This is a genomic window from Neoalteromonas facilis (assembly GCF_002807665.1).
In the GTDB taxonomy this organism is placed as follows: Bacteria; Pseudomonadota; Gammaproteobacteria; order Enterobacterales; family Alteromonadaceae; genus Alteromonas_E; species Alteromonas_E facilis.
Map to the genome: position 1 here is coordinate 354,387 of NZ_PEAY01000004.1, position 18,858 is coordinate 373,244.

The 18,858-nt window shown below is 45.4% G+C and carries 14 protein-coding genes; 10 read left to right on the forward strand and 4 right to left on the reverse strand.

Going from position 1 to position 18,858, the window contains the following annotated elements; translation table 11 throughout:
• Positions 1-5: 5 nt before the first annotated feature.
• The 3 genes from CSH93_RS13035 (at position 6) to CSH93_RS13045 (ending at position 4,047) form a co-directional block, all read left to right on the forward strand.
• Complete coding sequence (locus CSH93_RS13035; RefSeq protein WP_100643695.1) at positions 6-1,589, forward strand: diguanylate cyclase domain-containing protein; 1,584 nt, start codon at positions 6-8, stop codon at positions 1,587-1,589.
• Between the two features lie 54 nt (positions 1,590-1,643).
• Positions 1,644-2,696 (forward strand): aldo/keto reductase, encoded by a 1,053-nt coding sequence (locus CSH93_RS13040; RefSeq protein WP_100643696.1) that lies wholly within the window; start codon positions 1,644-1,646, stop codon positions 2,694-2,696.
• A 235-nt stretch (positions 2,697-2,931) separates the two neighbouring features.
• Complete coding sequence (locus CSH93_RS13045) at positions 2,932-4,047, forward strand: Na/Pi symporter (RefSeq protein ID WP_240615611.1); 1,116 nt, start codon at positions 2,932-2,934, stop codon at positions 4,045-4,047.
• Between the two features lie 42 nt (positions 4,048-4,089).
• Here CSH93_RS13045 and CSH93_RS13050 read toward each other — a convergent pair whose 3' ends face one another.
• Positions 4,090-5,253: a DcaP family trimeric outer membrane transporter gene (locus CSH93_RS13050; RefSeq protein WP_100643697.1), complete on the reverse strand. Its 1,164-nt coding sequence runs from the start codon at positions 5,251-5,253 to the stop codon at positions 4,090-4,092.
• Positions 5,254-5,578: 325 nt separating this feature from the next.
• Between CSH93_RS13050 and acs the strand changes: the two genes are divergently transcribed.
• The 3 genes from acs (at position 5,579) to CSH93_RS13065 (ending at position 8,999) form a co-directional block, all read left to right on the forward strand.
• A complete protein-coding gene (gene acs / locus CSH93_RS13055; protein ID WP_100643698.1) occupies positions 5,579-7,519 on the forward strand; it encodes an acetate--CoA ligase in 1,941 nt (646 codons plus the stop codon).
• A 12-nt stretch (positions 7,520-7,531) separates the two neighbouring features.
• Positions 7,532-8,182, forward strand: coding sequence for a response regulator transcription factor (locus tag CSH93_RS13060; protein WP_100643699.1), 651 nt, complete (start codon positions 7,532-7,534; stop codon positions 8,180-8,182).
• Positions 8,183-8,279: 97 nt separating this feature from the next.
• Positions 8,280-8,999, forward strand: a complete 720-nt coding sequence (locus tag CSH93_RS13065; protein ID WP_100643700.1) for a hypothetical protein — start codon at positions 8,280-8,282, stop codon at positions 8,997-8,999.
• Between the two features lies 1 nt (position 9,000).
• Here CSH93_RS13065 and CSH93_RS13070 read toward each other — a convergent pair whose 3' ends face one another.
• Positions 9,001-12,441: a PAS domain-containing hybrid sensor histidine kinase/response regulator gene (locus tag CSH93_RS13070; RefSeq protein ID WP_100643701.1), complete on the reverse strand. Its 3,441-nt coding sequence runs from the start codon at positions 12,439-12,441 to the stop codon at positions 9,001-9,003.
• A gap of 254 nt (positions 12,442-12,695) precedes the next feature.
• On the opposite strand from CSH93_RS13070, the gene CSH93_RS13075 reads away from it, so the two are divergent.
• The 4 genes from CSH93_RS13075 (at position 12,696) to CSH93_RS13090 (ending at position 17,332) form a co-directional block, all read left to right on the forward strand.
• Entirely contained in the window at positions 12,696-12,962 is a 267-nt protein-coding gene (locus CSH93_RS13075) for a DUF4212 domain-containing protein (protein ID WP_100643702.1), read from the forward strand.
• A 4-nt stretch (positions 12,963-12,966) separates the two neighbouring features.
• On the forward strand, positions 12,967-14,673 hold the full coding sequence (locus CSH93_RS13080; RefSeq protein WP_100643703.1) for a sodium:solute symporter family protein: 1,707 nt from the start codon (positions 12,967-12,969) through the stop codon (positions 14,671-14,673).
• A 131-nt stretch (positions 14,674-14,804) separates the two neighbouring features.
• Positions 14,805-16,637 (forward strand): DUF294 nucleotidyltransferase-like domain-containing protein, encoded by a 1,833-nt coding sequence (locus tag CSH93_RS13085; protein ID WP_100643704.1) that lies wholly within the window; start codon positions 14,805-14,807, stop codon positions 16,635-16,637.
• Positions 16,638-16,639: 2 nt separating this feature from the next.
• Positions 16,640-17,332, forward strand: a complete 693-nt coding sequence (locus CSH93_RS13090; protein ID WP_100643705.1) for a 3'-5' exonuclease — start codon at positions 16,640-16,642, stop codon at positions 17,330-17,332.
• An 11-nt stretch (positions 17,333-17,343) separates the two neighbouring features.
• Here CSH93_RS13090 and CSH93_RS13095 read toward each other — a convergent pair whose 3' ends face one another.
• Both CSH93_RS13095 and CSH93_RS13100 read right to left on the reverse strand, forming a co-directional pair.
• Positions 17,344-17,670 (reverse strand): hypothetical protein, encoded by a 327-nt coding sequence (locus CSH93_RS13095; RefSeq protein ID WP_100643706.1) that lies wholly within the window; start codon positions 17,668-17,670, stop codon positions 17,344-17,346.
• A gap of 98 nt (positions 17,671-17,768) precedes the next feature.
• On the reverse strand, positions 17,769-18,797 hold the full coding sequence (locus CSH93_RS13100; protein WP_100644004.1) for a DUF2157 domain-containing protein: 1,029 nt from the start codon (positions 18,795-18,797) through the stop codon (positions 17,769-17,771).
• Between the last annotated feature and the right edge of the window lie 61 nt (positions 18,798-18,858).

An 18,858-nucleotide genomic window follows, 5' to 3' on the forward strand; every position in this document is an offset into this window, starting at 1 on the left:
TTGATTTGCGTAGCAGCCAGAAATTATACCTACGAGTAGCTATTGCAATTGCTATCATTGCCTTGCTGTTATCTTTTGTAACAGCGGGATTTACCTATTGGTACAATTTAAATCAACAAGATGCGCTAAACACCAAACTAGTCAATCAACTAGCTAACAGCACTACTAAAACAGCCGCCATAGCTGCCTATTTAGAGGACGAAGATCTGGCTATGGAAATAGTCAATGGCCTGGTGTCAAACAATCTTGTCAGTGCAGCGTCAATAGTGAATTTTGAGGCGATGGCAGTTAAAGCTGGCGGTCTGGTGCAGTCTGGACGGCGAATATCCATCCCATTGGTCCACCCTTTTTCAAATGATGAAGTGTTGGGTGAGCTTACCGTGTTTGCCAATGAAGAATATATTCAGGAGCAGGCACAGGCATTCAGTTTGCAAAATGCGCTGACCATGATTTTCCTGAGTCTATTGATCGCAGTCTTTGTTTCATTGCTTGTTCATCGCCGCCTAACGCGCCCTATTAAAGACTTAACGCAGGGCTTTTCTCGAGTAGACCCAAATGTACCTGCAACCATGGAGACCATTGATATTGGCTATCGTCGTCGAGACGAGTTAGGTGTTTTGGTTAATGGCATAAATGCTTTGATGATAGCGTTAAAGCAAAACCTCCAGACCGAGCGTATTTTGCGTGAAAGAACCCAAACCCTAGAGCAGCGCTTCAGATTGATCTTCGAACAAGCGAGCGCAGGTATTGGCTTAGTCGATCAGAATAATAATTTTCTAACCTTAAACCCTGCCATGCGTGCATTGTTCAGCACCAACCCTGAAATGGTAGATGTCACTCGCTTGTTTTCGGATAGCCAACATGTCGCGACAACATTAGAGCAGTTGAGGTCAAAAGATCCGCTCGGCCAGATCAGCATGGATTTGGAATACGAGTTTGAAGGTCAACGGCGTTGGTTACATTGCTTGTTTGCAAAGCTGAGCGATCAGCGTGTTAAACGCCGATTGGGGCAGGAGCTATTAATTGAAATCATCGCCTATGACGTAACTGAGCGCATCCATAGGGAACAAGAAACACGGTTTGAAGCCGATCATGATTCTTTGACGCAGCTGCAAAACCGGCGTTCTGGTGAAGCGGCTCTCGCTGGGTTATTGGATTCCGCATTGGCTCAAGACTCGACCTTTATTTTAATGATGATCGACTTAGATAAATTCAAACCGATCAATGATACCTACGGTCATGATGTAGGTGATGAAGTGTTGGTTTTGGTGGCTCGTCGCCTACGTCGACACTTTAATATGAACTTGGATGTTTGTGTGCGCTGGGGCGGTGATGAATTTGTGATTGGCTTTAAGCATAGTAGTTTTGATCGGGATTCTATCGCGTCATTGGCTACATTGGTTTTACAAGACATCAGCTCGCCCATGCTGATCAGCGACACTATTACCTGTAAGGTTGGCGCCAGTATTGGTATTGTCAGTGCGCCGATGCATGCGAAGTCACTGGAAGAGTTGTTGGTTAAAGCTGACGCCACCATGTATCAAGTTAAGCAGCAAGGTAGAAACAATTTCTTGATCGCAAATCCATAGCACTGGGTATTGTATTACTTAACGCAGTTGCATTTTTAGATAAGGCAAAGATCCATGCAATTCAATCCACTTGGCAGTAGTTCGCTTTCGGTCTCAGAGATATGTTTAGGTTCAATGACTTGGGGCATTCAGAACACGCAATCAGACGCCGATGCACAAATCCAAATAGCGTTAGATGCTGGGATCAATTTTATCGATACTGCTGAAATGTATCCCGTTCCGCCAAACCAAGAAACCTATGGCGATACTGAACGCATTATCGGTGATTGGCTCAAACGTCATCCACACCTGCGCAGCCAATTGATTATCATGACTAAAATTGCAGGGCCTGGGCTTACTTACATACGAGATGGAGGCATTATAAACGCCTCATCAATCAAATCGGCAATTGCGGACTCTTTGCAACGTTTGCAGTCAGACTATATCGATGTTTACCAATTGCATTGGCCGAACAGAACTTCACCGCACTTTGGTAAGCATTGGCCGAATAAAGTGCGGGCCAGCAAAACAGATGCAGAGCAAGAGCGCGATCGCATGCGTGAAATCGTTATCGCATTGGGTGAAGCAATAGGCCAAGGCAAAATTCGTCACTGGGGATTATCAGATGATACGCCATGGGGCATTTCAACATTCCTGAAGTTGTGTGAAGAATTGAATGTGCCCAAACCCGTCTCTATTCAAAATGAGTTCAGTTTGCTGCACGCTAAGGATTGGCCTTATTTAATCGAAATGTGTGAGTTTGAAAACATCGCCTATTTACCTTGGTCGCCGCTAGCAGGCGGTGCGTTGTCGGGTAAATATTTACGCGGTGCAAGACCCCAAGGAAGCCGCTGGACAATGGTTCAACGGCAAGGATTATTTAGAGACACTGAGATGTCACAGCGAGCCGTTGAAGAATACGTCGCGCTGGCAAAACAAATCGGCATTACCCCAAGTCAACTGGCACTTGCATGGTGTCGACAAGTCGATGGTGTTAGCTCGACGATAATTGGCGCTACCTCAACGTCGCAACTCCATGAAAATATTGAAGCTTTTTCTATTACCCTCAGCCAAGACAATTTGCAGGCGATAGAGGCAATATTGAAACGCTTCCCGACTCCGTTCTAATTTCTGCATTAGTTCGAAAAATACTGACAGACAGCTTGTAAGATTCGATTTTTAACTGGGTCAAACTATGGCACGATCCGCCCGATTTTTGCCTTAGTAATAAAAGCGTCATTAAATTGTTCTAGCCTTAGCGGATTAAGCGTTACGAATAATGTGGTGCGAGTATCAAATTATGACCCAAACGACAGTCAGCAGCTCTCTGGGCGACGAATTAGCCACAAACTCCCTTCCGGTAATGTCTGGTGGTCAGAAACTCCGGCGTTGGCTGTGGTTGGCATTACTAGTCTTTGTCATGCTGACGGCTGTGAGCATTATTGGTAGCGGATTCAAAAGTGCTACTGCTGATCACGCGAAAGAGCTTTTCGCATTTGCGTCTAACCCGATTATGGGCTTGGTCATTGGTATGGTTGGCACTGCACTTATTCAGTCGTCCAGCACAGTAACGTCCATTATTGTTGCCATGGTTGCTGGCGGTTTACCCATCACGATTGCAATTCCTATGATTATGGGCGCCAATATTGGCACTAGCATTACCAATACCATTGTCAGTTTGGGTCACATCACTAACAAAGACGAGTTTCAACGCGCATTTAATGCTGCAACCATTCACGATCTATTTAATTTCTTTGCTGTGATCATATTTTTGCCGCTCGAAATCATGTTCGGATTCTTAGAGCACGTCAGCGCGGCAACTGTGTCCTTATTCTCTGTGGGTGCTACCGCGGACCTGTCCGGTTTTAATCCAATTAAAGCGCTTACTGGCCCCGTGGTTGATGGTTTGGCCTTTATGCTGAGTGATTTACCGGGGTATTACCCTGGCGTTATTAAGATCCTATTGGGGATCGGGTTGATCATCCTGTCGATTACGTACATGGGGCGCATCATGAAATCGCTTATGGTTGGGCGAGCCCGTGACATTTTGAACAATAGTATTGGCCGAGGTCCGGTTTCGGGGATTGCGTCTGGAACGCTGGTGACAGTGTTAGTACAGAGCTCGTCAACGACGACATCATTAATGGTGCCGCTGGTCGGGAATGGAGTTTTAACCGCAAGGGATGTTTACCCGTTTACCTTGGGCGCCAATATCGGCACTTGTATCACGGCGTTAATTGCAGCTTTATCGATCACCGGAGAGAACGCAGGACTTGCGTTACAGATTGCACTGGTTCATCTAATTTATAATGTCAGTGCGGTATTGGTCATCTTCTGTATTAAGTTTTTACGTGAGTTACCGTTGAATTTAAGCTTCAAATTGTCGACCAAGGTAGCCGAACACAAGCTCTACGGCGTTGGCTATATCGTAGGTTTGTTTTTTGCGTTGCCGCTGTCGATTATCTTTTTAAGCAATTAAAAAAGGCCGAACAAGTCGGCCTTAACGCTTATTTACACATCATTAGAATGCATATTTAGCGGAGAACTGAACGCGGTTCATATCACCTTCTAGACCACCTTCTGTTTCACGTTTCGCGAATGCATATTCAGCGCCTACGGTAATGGCTTTGGTTGGTGAGTAAAGCAAGTTTATACGCGTGCTATAGGTAGACTCTGTTACGGCTGTACCGGTTAAATCAGTCTGATTATCAACATCTAACGCAGCAAATGTGATATTTGTGCGAGTTTTATCATCCCACATATGACGATATGCAATGGTGTAACCGAATGAATCAATGGCTTCTAAATCACCGTTCGCGTTGATTACAGCACCATTGGCTGTATTCAAGCCAATGTAACGGCCTAGGCCAGAACCTGTATTAACCGCGAAACGAAGGTCATCACCACCGCCCAAAGAAACCTTACCTGAAACGCTGATACCAAATGATGTTTCAGAGTCATCGATTGATACGCCGTCATCGTATGCAAGTTGACGCATTAAGCCTGCGACCTTTATATAACCCCAATCCTGTTTGAATGTATAGCGCGCAACGAGATCCGGTGTAATATTGTCATCTGCTACGATACGGCCGCCGCCGCCGAAGGGAGTCACAGTCGTTTCAGGGTTTTCTGCTGCAAATTCCCAGTTACCAGAGCTGTACTTAACCAGCGCTTGACGGTTAAAGATGGTACCGTCGGTAGTACCGATAAAATCTAAGGTTTCAGGCAGTGCACCTACATCTAGGAACGTTGACCATGTTTGACCAATCGTCCAGCCTTTGTAAGAAAAGAATGCATGGCGGATGCGCGGAGTCCATGAACTACTGATACGGTCATTACCATTGGGTGTGGCAAGCATGTCAAATTCAAGTACGCCAGTGATGGTGTCACCTTCATCTGTTGCTGTTGATGTTGTAAAGCGGAAACGTGATTGACGAGCATGGATGTCTAACTGAGATCCTTCATCATTACCCCCAACTGGAATAAGAGCCGGAACGTAGAAGTCTCGGTTTAAGTTGCCTGAAGCTAATGTGCCATCACTGTAGTTACTGGCGATAGCGTCAACTTTTATATAGCCTGAAAATTTAACATCAGTGCCGCCAATGTTGGCAGCATGTGCGGAGGTACCAACACCAGCACATGCGAGCGTGACAATTGCAGCAGTTTTTTTGAGTGTAGCGTTCATAGTAGTGTCCTTTGCGAGTACTTGATAAAGTTAAATCAATGTAAAAATTGCGTTAACATTGAGTCTATTTTGCGCAATTGTTGCAAAAAGCAAATAAGCTGTTCGTCTATTAGACTAAAGTCGTATGTCGCTCAAGACCAGAAACTTAGGTTGAGTTTTTCGGCTCAACTCTTGTATGGTAAGGGCTAAGTAAAAGTTCTCGCTAAGACCAAAGTCTCATTTTGGTTTTGTTAATAAAGACTAGAGTTGAAGCAACCCTAATTTTAAGTCAATCAATGACATTTGGTTGATTGCAACAAACATAATTTTTGCTGGAGGCAAACCCATGGAAGTTAAAACTTACCCGGTTCCGGATTCGATAAAAGCGAATACATTGATGACAAATGAGCAGTACCTAGAAATGTATCAACGTTCAGTATCTGATCCAGAGGCATTTTGGGCTGAGCAAGCTTCGATTTTGGAATGGTATAAAAAGCCGAGCATTATCAAGAACACCTCTTTTGCGTCTGACAATGTTTCGATCAAATGGTTTGAAGACGGTGAATTGAACGCAAGTTACAACTGTATTGACCGCCATTTGGAAAAGAATGCGAAGAAAACGGCGATTTTGTGGGAAGGTGACACGCCGGGGAATGAAGAAGTCATAACTTACCAGCAATTGCATTATGAAGTTTGCAAACTTGCAAATGGATTGAAAAAGCTAGGTGTAGGTAAAGGTGACCGCGTCGCACTCTATATGCCTATGGTGCCACAGGCGGCCTATGCCATGTTGGCTTGTGCGCGTATTGGTGCGGTGCATTCTGTTATTTTTGGCGGCTTCTCGCCCAATGCTATCGCAGACCGCATCAATGACAGCGAAGCAAAAGTAGTCATTACCTGTGATGAAGGTCGCCGCAGTGGCCGCACGGTGCCTCTTAAAGCCAACGTTGATGAAGCACTCGCTAATGGTGCGTGCCCATCGATTTCTTCTGTACTGGTTTACAAGTTGACTGGCGGAGATGTGAGTTGGAACGAGTTGGACGTGTCGTGGGAAGAACTGATTGAGGATTGTTCAGGTCAATGTGAGCCTGAAGTCATGAATGCCGAAGATCCGTTATTTATTCTGTATACGTCAGGTTCAACCGGCAAGCCTAAAGGGGTCTTGCACACCACCGGCGGATATTTATTGTATACGGCACTAACCTTTAAGTACGTGTTTGATTATCACGCTGATGATATCTATTGGTGTACGGCTGATGTGGGCTGGATCACAGGTCACAGCTATATGGTTTACGGCCCATTGGTGAATGCCGTAACTCAAGTTTTCTTTGAAGGTGTCCCGACTTATCCTGATGTTACTCGTATTGCGCAAATTGTAGAGAAATACAAAGTTAATCAGCTCTACACAGCGCCTACCGCGATCCGTGCATTGATGGCACATGGTGATGCGCCGGTAGAGGGATGTGATGTTTCATCACTTAAAATTTTAGGCTCAGTGGGTGAACCTATTAACCCTGAAGCGTGGGAATGGTATCACCGCCTATTTGGTGATGAAGAATGTCCGATAGTGGATACATGGTGGCAAACGGAAACGGGCGGCATCATGATATCACCATTGCCTGGCGCTACGGCACTTAAGCCAGGTTCGGCCAGTCGACCACTATTCGGTATTAAACCCGCAATGTTTGATGCCGAGGGCAATACGCTTGAAGGCGCAGCCGAAGGTAATTTGGTTATTACTGACAGCTGGCCAGCACAAGCGCGCACGGTATATGGCGATCATAAGCGTTTTATCGAAACTTACTTTAGTGCTTATAACGGTGTGTACTTTACCGGTGACGGTGCTCGTAGAGATGAAGATGGGTATTACTGGATTACGGGGCGTGTCGATGACGTATTGAATGTTTCAGGTCACCGTCTAGGTACAGCTGAAATTGAAAGTGCGCTGGTCGCTCATCATGATGTTGCAGAAGCAGCTGTTGTCGGTTATCCGCACGACATTAAAGGGCAGGGTATTTATGTATACGTAACACCTAACGAAGGTGTTGAGGTGACGGATGAGTTAACTCAAGAGTTACGAGCATGGGTGCGTAAAGAGTTAAGCCCAATCGCGACGCCAGATAAAATTCAATGGTCGCATGGATTACCGAAAACCCGCTCAGGCAAAATCATGCGCCGTATTTTGCGCAAGATAGCTGCCAATGAACACGATCAGTTGGGCGACACTTCAACGTTGGCTGATCCGTCGGTTGTTGATACACTCATTGAGGAGCGACTGAATAGATAATAAGGAATTCAAATGACCACGCTGCTTATTGCTGATGATCATCCGTTATATCGTGATGCATTAAAGAGTGCGCTATCGGGTTCCTTATCTGAACTGACGCTGTTAGAAGCGTCAGACCTATCTCAAACAGTCGACGTCTTAGAGAATAATGACGTCGACTTGTTGCTGCTCGATCTGCATATGCCGGGCAGTCAGGATCTGTTCGGTTTACTGCACATTCGTAAGTTATTTCCTGATGTACCCGTTGCTGTAGTATCGGGTACTGAAGATCCAGCCATTATCTCTAAAATTGTCGGTGTCGGGGCGTTAGGTTTTATCCCTAAAACGGCGAGCAGCAATGATATTGCCAATGGGGTAAACGCAATTCTGGATGGGGAAGTATGGCTTCCTGAGAATATCAGTGGCCAAATTGAAGCCGTCGACGAGAGCTTTTCAAAACTTGCTGATCAAGTTGCCAGTCTCACACCATCTCAATATAAAGTGCTGTGTTATATGCGTGATGGACTATTGAACAAGCAAATTGGATACAATTTAGATATTGCAGAAGCGACAGTGAAAGCTCACGTCACCGCTATTTTCAAGAAGCTTGGTATTAATAACCGAACCCAAGCTGTTCTCATTGCGTCTCAATTAGAACTCGAGCCTCCAGCAGGAATCCACTAGGGCCTGAACTCGATAATGTTTGCATCGCGCATTCAATGAACCATTTTGTTATTCTATGCGTATCGTCTACGTAGTATCAGTTATGGATTCTAACTTAATGAAATTAAAGCTTCTTTTAACGAGCGCCAGTGTATTTTTGTGGTCCTGTTTTGCGCATGCAACGAATACATCCGGAGTGCATGGACCGACAGTAAACCCTCAAGACAAGTCCGCCATGTATAGGCTAGGTTATACACCCGGTGAGGATGGCGACGATGATGGATGGGCCCATCGTTTTCACTATCAGCAAGCTTTCAATCAAGATTTCCGTTGGCGCTTAATACTTCAAATGAGAGACGTCAATCAAGAACTAGAATATGATTATTTACGAGCAGAACTGTTATGGCACTTTAAACATGCATCTACTGATAATTGGGACAGTGGGCTTAGGTTTGATATACGTACACGTAAAGGCGATAGACCTGAGAAGTTTGCTATAAATTGGACTAATCAATGGCAACTTTCAGATAAATGGCGTATTCGCGGCATCCTTATTGGAGGATGGGACTTTGGTGGAAATGCGAATGGCGGTACTACTTTAGAAACTCGCGCTAGCGCCATGTATAAATTGACGAGCGGTGACCGGATTGGTATTGAAATGTTTAATGAATTTGGCAAGCTCAGCGATACGGGTTCTTTTAACGAGCAAGAGCACTCTATTGGGCCCGCGTATACAGGAAAGTTTGATAATATTAAGTATCAACTAGGTTATCTCGCTGGAGTATCAGATAGTGCCGATGATCATACGTTTCGTTTATGGCTGAGCACGTCTTTTTAGTTTACTTCTCGAGTACTTCAGCCTCGTCTATAAAGCGCGTCATCGACAGTAATAGCGCACGCAGTTTTGCAGGTTTCACCGGTTTATTCATAAAGTGTACGCCATGCGCTTTACACTGATCAATAAGCGCTTGCTCTCGTACGGCGGTGATCAAGCACGCCGGAAATACAATACCTGATTCGCTGCGCAGGGTTTCAATCAGCTCAAGACCATTCTCATTGTTGCTGAGTTGATAATCCATCAAGACGATTTGTGGGCGGAGTTCTCGGGTACGTTCAATGGCTAATGAACGGTTATTCGCCGTTTCAACCGTTACTCCCCACCGTTCTAATAGCACTTTTAATGCGTCGAGGTTTTCTTGTTGATCATCTACGCACAACACACGCAAACCCGAAAATGACGTGCTGGCTGGCGATGGGCCTTTTTCATCGTTAGCGATACCTTGCGTTAAAGATAGGCGCAGTTCAAATTCACTGCCTTTGTTTACAGTGGAGCGGACGTTGACATTACAGTTCATCTGGGTACTGAGCCTACGCACAACGCCTAGCCCCAGACCGACGCCACTTTCGGTATGATTGTCGGTTCTATAGAAATCACTAAAAATTAAGAACTGCTGGTCTTCTGATATCCCCATACCGGTATCGTATACGCGGATAATAACTTGCTCTTTAAAGGTTTTAACAACTAATAGTACCTTCCCGTGTTGAGTATATTTCACGGCATTTGACAGTAAATTTTGCACGATCCGATATAAATAGGTTTTATCAGCCAGTACCCAACAAGGTCGCAAGTGGTGACGGAATTCCAGCCCCTTTTCCTTAGCACGCATGGCGGTTTGATCGATTAGCGGCGCGAGCAGTTGTTGAATATCAACAGGCTCAATACTGGGTTTAAGATCGCCTTGGTCGAGCCGCGCGATATCGAGCAAAGTACCGATTAAATGTTCGCTTGAGTTAACTGACTGATTGAGTTTTTTAACCAATTCTTGCGCGTTTTCTTCCAGCGAATATTCTTGTAGTGCTGATACATATAGCTTGGCGGCATTCAGTGGCTGTAATACGTCGTGACTGGCTAATGCGAGGAAACGCGTTTTACTGGCATTGGCTTCTTCCGCTGCTTTACGTGCGCGGATCAGTTCTTTTTCAGCGTCTGAGCGGCGTTGAATTTCGAGTCTAAGTTCGGCGTTTATTGAATGCACTTCTTCAGTACGCTTCTTAACCCGGTGTTCCAAATTAATATTAGACTCTTCGAGTGCCTGCTGTATTTCTACGTGTCCGGTGATGTCATTAAAGGTGGTAACGAAACCGCCGCCGGGTAGCGGGTTACCGATCATTTCGATGACTTTTCCATCTTTGCGTTGACGGGTAAATTTGTGCGGAGTACCAGCGCGTAAATGGCGCATGCGTTTTTCGACTTCATCCTCTATTGGGCCTGGGCCACAGTTCCCGTTCTCCGCGTTATAGCGAACCAATGCTGCCACAGAGGCACCGACCTCAAGCATGCCTTCAGGATAGTCAAACATGTCACTGTAGCGCTTATTCCAAGCGACTAACTTGAGTTGTTTGTCGACAACACTAATACCCTGATCGATGTTTTCTAGCGAAGTGATCAATGCCGTCATATTGAATTGCATTGCTTGAGTGGTATCGTCAAAGAAGTTAATGACTTCTGTGAAATCAAGTTTCTTTCCGCGCGTTACACTATCGGTTAATGCTTGTGCACTAGAAGCGCCAATTACACCGCCCAAAGCGCGCTCACAAAACGCCACGAATGCTGGGGTGGGCCTATCGCTTTTTTGCACTCGCTCGCCATGAGTACGATTAAACTCGCCCACTAGTTGTTCACAGCGACCTTGGCCCATAAACGTAGTGAGCAGGGTTAACAGATCTTCTACATGAACATTTGCGGCCTGCTCGCGGCTAATACCATTTCTAACATCTGTCGGGGAAACAAAGGCTTCCGCCTGAATACGATCTAATAAGCGGGCAGGAGCCCATAAACTAAATACAATGTAGGCAACGGTATTGGCGAGTAAACTGACAATCGCACCTTGGCTCAGCAGTTCATTTTGGTGCATGTAGTCGAAATCATTGTTGACGATAGGCATTACCAACCACAACACCCAACACATCAAGCCTAACATTAATCCGGCATACACACCTTGGGCATGACCACGCTTCCAATAAAGGCCACCGACGATTGCAGGCAATAGCTGTATCACCAGAGAAAATGCAATCAAGCCAATTGATGACAGTGAACTGCTACCTGCCATTTGTTGATGATATAAAAAGGCTAACAACAGAATAACGCCAATAATGACTCGCCTGATCAGACGAATGCGTCGACCATAATCTAAATGTTTATTATGTTGATTGACGGCAAATATACGCGGCAAGACAATGTCATTGGTGAGCATTGTGCTCAAGGTGAGTGTCGCCACGATGATCATCGCGGTCGCTGCAGATAATCCGCCAACAAACACTAAGGCTTGTAAAATTATCGAGCCATTGTCCATGGCTATACTCAGTACGTAGGCATCAGGCGCTAAGTTGCTATTCGCAAACATCTGCGTACCTGCGAGTGCTATTACGGGGATCACTATTGCCATTGCGAGTAAATAAACCGGGAACAACCAGCGTGCGGTTTTAAGGTGTTTAAGGCTTAAGTTATCAATAATGGCAACATGAAATTGTCGCGGTAAACAAATAACAGCCGCTGCGGCCATTAGCGTTTGTGCCCAGAAATTAAACGTACCGAAAGTCGAAAGCGCGTCACTGGAGAAAAAGCTGACGGTAGGATGAGAGGCTGCTTCGGTGTTAAGAGCGACGTAAGCAACAATACCAATTAATACTAACGCCAATAGTTTTATGCTCGATTCAAATGCTATCGCCAGCATTAATCCTCGACGGTACTCGGTCACATCGGCGCTCTTAGTGCCGTAGAAAATTGCAAACACCGCGATAAAGACGGTGGAAACCAATACGATCAAATCAGAATCTTGATAATTGGTAAGCAATAAAAACGTAGTGCCTATCGCTTGCAGCTGAAGAGCAATGTAAGGAATAGTGGCTAACAACGCTATCAGCGTCACCATCAAGGCAACGGCTTGACGCTTGCCGTAGCGCGACGCGATAAAGTCAGCAATGGTCGTAATGTGTTGCTTTTTACTGACCAGAACTAACTTATATATGAACCGATATCCAACCGCGTAAACCAATACGGGCCCCAGCAAAATGGGTAAATACATCCAGTTGTCGCGGCTTGCTTGTCCTACTGCCCCAAAAAACGTCCACGCAGTACAATAGATTGCCAGAGCTAATGAATAAATCGCTGGATGGGACGTCAACCAACGTGATGTCGGCGTGTTTCTGTCTCCCCAGCGTGCAATCAAAAACAGCAGGAATATGTAGATTATTGCTAGTGCGGACCAACCGAAAGCCATTTAATTTCCTAACATATTGTTTACAAACGACACTTTATCACAGTGCCATGGGTTTATTTCTACCTACGACCATGGTCGCATTTCTAGTTTGTTAACACACGTCTAAAGTAACTACCAAGGCTTAAATCAAGCATTTTTTATGGGCTTGAACGATAGCTCAGCGACCGGGCCATTGCCTAAGAGTTACTAAATCGTGCCTGGTTAGCAAAATGTAAAAATAAAAACATCTACTTAACCTGATTGAGGATAGGAAAATGGCTTTCAAAAGTGAAGATGACAAGAGTGCGTATTGGCGAGAAAACCTCGCCTTGCTCACAAAGTTACTTGTCGTGTGGTTCGTTGTTTCATTCGGCGCTGGCATTTTGTTTGTAGAGCAACTCAATGCAATTCAGTTCTTTGGTTTTAAATTGGGCTTTTGGTTCGCACAACAAGGTTCAATATACGTATTTGTAGCTTTAATTTTTGTTTACATGGCCAAAATGAATGCCATGGACAAAAAGTATGGCGTAGACGAGGAGTAGGGTGATGGATGTACAAACACTCACATTTATTATCGTAGGCGGCTCTTTTGCGCTGTATATCGCGATTGCGATTTGGGCCCGTGCGGGTTCAACCAACGAGTTCTATGTTGCGGGCGGTGGTGTTCCTCCTGTAATGAACGGTATGGCGACAGCCGCTGACTGGATGTCTGCTGCGTCGTTTATCTCAATGGCAGGTTTGATCTCATTTATGGGATACGACGGTGCGGTTTACCTAATGGGTTGGACCGGCGGCTATGTATTGTTAGCACTTTGCCTTGCCCCCTACTTACGTAAGTTCGGTAAGTTCACGGTACCAGACTTCATCGGTGACCGTTACTACTCGCAAACAGCACGAACCGTTGCGGTATTCTGCGCTATCTTCGTATGTTTCACATACGTAGCGGGTCAGATGCGTGGCGTTGGCGTGGTATTCAGTCGTTTCCTAGAAGTTGACATTGTGACCGGTGTTATCATCGGTATGGGTATCGTATTCTTCTACACCGTTTTGGGTGGCATGAAAGGCATTACCTATACACAGGTAGCGCAGTACTGCGTATTGATTTTCGCTTATATCGTTCCTGCGGTATTTATCTCAATGATGGTGACTGGCCACATTCTTCCACAAACAGGATTTGGTGCGACACTCGCCGATGGGTCCGGAGTGTTCTTGCTCGACAAACTCGATGGTCTCTCCACCGAGCTGGGCTTTAACGAATACACATCCGGCACGAAGAGCATGATTGATGTATTCTTTATTACCTTCGCGCTTATGGTGGGTACAGCTGGTCTACCGCACGTTATTGTACGTTTCTTCACTGTACCTAAGGTACGTGATGCACGTAAGAGTGCTGGTTGGGCATTAGCGTTCATCGCAATTCTATATACTACAGCACCATCTCTAGCTGCGTTTGCTCGCGTTAACATGATTGAAACCATCAATGGTCCACAAGGCACAGGTACGTCCTATGCTGAAGCACCAAGCTGGATCAAAAACTGGGAGCAAACAGGCCTGATCGGTTTTGAAGATAAGAATGGCGATGGCAAAATGTTCTATTCAGGTGATGAGCGCAACGAAATGAAAGTTGACCGCGACATCATGGTTCTTGCCAACCCTGAAATTGCAAACTTGCCAGCATGGGTTATTGCATTGGTTGCTGCGGGTGGTGTAGCGGCTGCACTTTCAACTTCTGCTGGTCTGCTGTTGGTTATTTCAACCTCCGTATCGCATGACTTGCTGAAACGAAACTTTGCGCCAGATATTAGTGACAAATCCGAATTGTTCTATGCACGTCTCGCTGCAGCGGTGGCAATCGGTATTGCTGGTTACTTTGGTATCAACCCGCCCGGCTTCGTGGCGCAGGTGGTGGCATTTGCCTTCGGTTTGGCGGCATCCAGCTTCTTCCCTGCGATCATTATGGGTATCTTCAGCAAGCGTATGAATGACAAAGGTGCAATTGCGGGCATGTTGGCAGGTATTGCCTTTACCGCAGCCTATATCATTTACTTCAAGTTTGTGAATCCAGCGGCGAACGTACCTGCAAACTGGTGGTTTGGAATTTCACCTGAAGGTATCGGTACTTTGGGTATGGCTGTGAACTTTGCAGTAGCATTCGCTGTATTCAAGATGACTGATGAAGCACCACAAGAAATACAAGATTTAGTAGAAAGCATCCGTTTCCCGAAAGGGGCCGGAGAAGCTTCTGCGCACTAAGTCCAGATATTAATGTGATTAAGGTTAAAGGCTCGACGTTTTAGTCGAGCCTTTTTTGATCTAGCACAGCGTATCGTGGAGCAACTGATTTACACTTTACCTTTTAACATTGGCTATTCTGAGAAAATGATATGAGCACAGTTCCCCAGCAGATCAGTGACTTTCTGCGTACCTCAGCGCCTTTTGATGCGTTATGCGACAGTGATATTGAAGCGCTGGCACGTGGCGCCAACTTGATCTATCTCACCCAAGATAACAAAGCTCAGTTACTCAAGGGTAATACACATTGCTTGTACTTGATCCAAAGTGGCCAGTTTTCGGTGAAGGATTCCGATGGCCCAGAGCGGCACCTTAGTGATGGTGATTATTTTGGTGTTAGCGGCATTTTAGATGATGTGGATTACGCCATGGAGGTTACGGTTGATAAACCGGGGCTCATATTTTGTATGCCTCGAAAAGCCGTATTGCAGATCATGGAAACTGCGGCGGTTGCAAACTTTTTCAATAGCGCCAAGTCGGATGCTCTGCAAAATACGGCAGTAGCGGATTCCAATTCAATGTGGTTATACAAGCCGCTTTCAGAGGTGATTGGTAAGGCACCGGTTTCAGCTGACGTTGAGCAATCAATTCATGCTGCAGCGCGGATCATGGCTGATCACAATGTTTCGTCCTTATTGGTAACCAAAGCGAATGATCTTGTTGGCATTGTAACGGATAGAGATTTACGCAATCGCGTTGTAGCGGAGCGAACCGATATCGATGCATCAATTGCGATGGTTATGACTGAGAAGCCAGCCAAGATCACGCAAAATCGCACCTTGTTCGATGCCCTTTCACTGATGAGTGAGCGTAATATTCATCACCTCCCGGTTATCGACCGATTCAGCCAAGAGCCTGTCGGTATGATCACAGCCAGTGATATTGTGCGGCATCAACGGGGCAATGTGTTGTTTGTGATTGGGGAGTTGTCAAAGGCCGAGAACCTATATGAGCTCACTCGCGCTAGCTGGCAAATTCCGCATTACTTTTCGACGCATGCAAAGCGCCCTGGTGATTTTGATATTGCTGGTAAAGTGCTGTCTCAAGCAACCGATATCATGACGCGAAAACTGATCACCTACTTCCAGCAAAAAAATGGACCTGCGCCGATGGGCTATTGTTGGATCGTGTATGGCTCTCAGGCACGAGAAGATCAAACACTCGGATCTGATCAAGACAACGCATTACTGTTAGCGAGTTCACCAGATACGGCTCAGGCTGAGTATTTTGCAGACATGACGACCTATGTTTGTGAGGGCCTTAATAAATGTGGCATTAAACTGTGTCCTGGTAACATTATGGCCTCAAATCCTGAACTGCGTCTTTCACTGGATGAGGCGATTGAAGAAGCGAAACGATGGGTTAAGCAACCCACACCTGATGCCATAATGCATTTTAATATTTTTTTGGACGCGCGAGCGGTTGCAGGTGACTTTGAATTATTTAATCAACTCCAAGCGGCCAGAGCACCGTTACTCAAACAGAAGATGTTTTTAGCGGCCTTGGCGCGTCATACCAACGATATAGATGTACCGCTGTCGATGTTTCAGAAGTTTGTTTATGAGAAAGGACGAGAGGTTAAAGACAGCATTGATCTGAAGAAAAACGCGATTGCGATCATTAACAATCTAGTGCGTTTATATGCGCTTGAGAGTTCACTGACGATGCCGGCAACACTTGGAAGACTGGCTAATTTGCCCTCGACATCAGGGCTTTCACATGGCGATGCAGATAATTTGAGAGATATTTGGTTGTTTATCAACCGCCTGCGTTGGCGGCATCAGTTAACACAAAAAGTTACAGATAACTGTGTATCGGTGAGTGAATTGTCTTCGATAGAAAAACATCAATTAAAAGCCGCGTTTAAAGCGATTGATAGAGCACAGCAGGCAGCTGTTATGAAGTTTTCCGGTGGTATGGGGTAAGCATGTCAGTATTGTCCTGGATTAAAAAGCTCTCAGGCGGAAGTGCACAGCCGTTGCCACAGGCATTTGCGCAATCAAAACTGCAAGACATTCCCTTTTTAGCTATTGATTTAGAGTTAACATCACTCGATGTTCAAAGTGCGAAAGTGCTGTCGATAGGTTGGGTGGCAGGACAGGCACAGCGAGTGGACATGTCTAGCTGTTACTATCAAGTTATACGGACAAAAGAGGACTTACAGCAAAGCCCTGTGATCCACGGCTTAACTGACGAGGAAATACGCAACGGGGAGCACGTTCAAGAAGCGGTTGAACGCTTGAATGCTTATGTTGATAGCCATGTGTGGGTGTTTCATAACACGGGCTTAGATATTGGTGTGCTCAAAACGGTGGCAACGAATCTAGGATTATATATTCCAGCTATTGTCACAATTGATACATTAAAACTAGCTGTTTATGAGTTGCAGAAACGCCACAGTGTTTTGCCGCCCAACAGTGCCACTTTGTCTATTTGTCGTGACCGTTTAGATTTACCTGCGGCGCCAGCGCATAACGCTCTGGATGATGCTTTTGCCACGTTAACCTTGTGGTTTGCACAACAACATAAGCTCGACCCAAAAGGTACACTTACTTTGCAGGATATTGTTCATACTGGGGCGATAGATGTGATCCACTTGGGTAAGCCCCCGAAGCAGTAGAGAAAAACTTGCTATTTTTGTAAGTGAGTACTTACCATGGTTTTGAGCTTTTTACGTACCATGCGTGTAGTGATTTCATCTTCAATAATTCGGGCCACAAATAACCCTATTACCAGTGCAATAATAACCACCCACATCGGGAATGAGAGCCACAATGATAAAGCCGCATATATACTGCCCAATACGCCTACTCGTAACAAAATCGCTAAACAGGTAAAAAACGAGATCGGCCAGCCTTGATTAATACTGTCGCGCACTTTCTCTAAATAAGTGAACTGATCTTCACGGGGAAGGTGGGCTATTTCAGTGAAGTAATCGATGTAGGCTTTAATATCCATATTGTCAGTCCAAATTTCTGTCGTTATTTTGCGACGATCTAACTGTAGATGAATTACACACACTAGACAATAGTCTGGGCCCTTATCGGCCAATTTGTTTATTGCCGGGGGAAAAACAAAGTCCGTATTTTATCTGGGAGCTTTTGCTGAAGCTGTGTGCTAAGACGTTGCTCATGTCGCTGCCAGATTATACCTAGATAGATAATGGCTAGTCCCAGAATGCTGAGTGCGATAGGGAATAACCAACTGTCTTTAAATACCACAGATGCTAAATGCGCGAGATAAATGAAAACGCCAATACCACCGAGTATGACAAACACTTTTCGCGTGAGCGCTATCCCGAACGCTATCATCAATATATTTATGCCGCAGTAGGCTAGTCGACTCCATTGAGAGCCTGAGTCCAGCAATGTTAATCCGCCCCAAAAAGCAAACGCGCCACCTAGGTATAGCCAAAATGCATAGTCATGTGTTTGGCGAGTTCGTAAATCTATCCAAACTGCGAATACGATCATGATAAGACCTGAATACAATGAAACCAACCGACGCAGCTCCCAATCAGATTCACCTGAAGAAAGCATAACGGCAACATCCATACTCATGTACCAGAGCGTTAGGGCAATTGGCAGCATGATGAACGGGAACTTATAACGCCATAACAGTGTAGCGCCGACAGCTAAGGTACCTAACTCCATATATAGCCAATGCCATTGAATATGTCGGTGGTATTCAGTGTAAGTGGTTTCATCAGGCCAGAACCCCAGCCAGTGTTGAATACCGTAAATCAGTAATGGTGTAACGCAAACTGAAAAAGCAGCAGTTATCCCTGCTGGGGTATGTAAGTGTTTACTTACAAAATGTTTGCTGAGCAATATGCCTGCACTCATATAGATTAGCGACAAAATTGAGATGCCTGCACCACCAAACGTTTCCCAACCTAAGTTCATGAAAATACTCATCGCACCGATCGCCACCAAACCGCCGAAGTAGTAAAGAACATGGGTAGTAGAAAACCGTGGCCCTGTTGCGGGGGATTCTTGCCACAAAGTTTCAAGCGCTTGGGCTTGCTCTAAAGAAATAATGCCTTTGTCGACGGCGTTTTGAAGTGACGCTTTATTTACCCGCATAAGGATCTCATAGTGGCGATAGTCCATTGCATTATATATACTCGCGAGGATCATTTGTCAT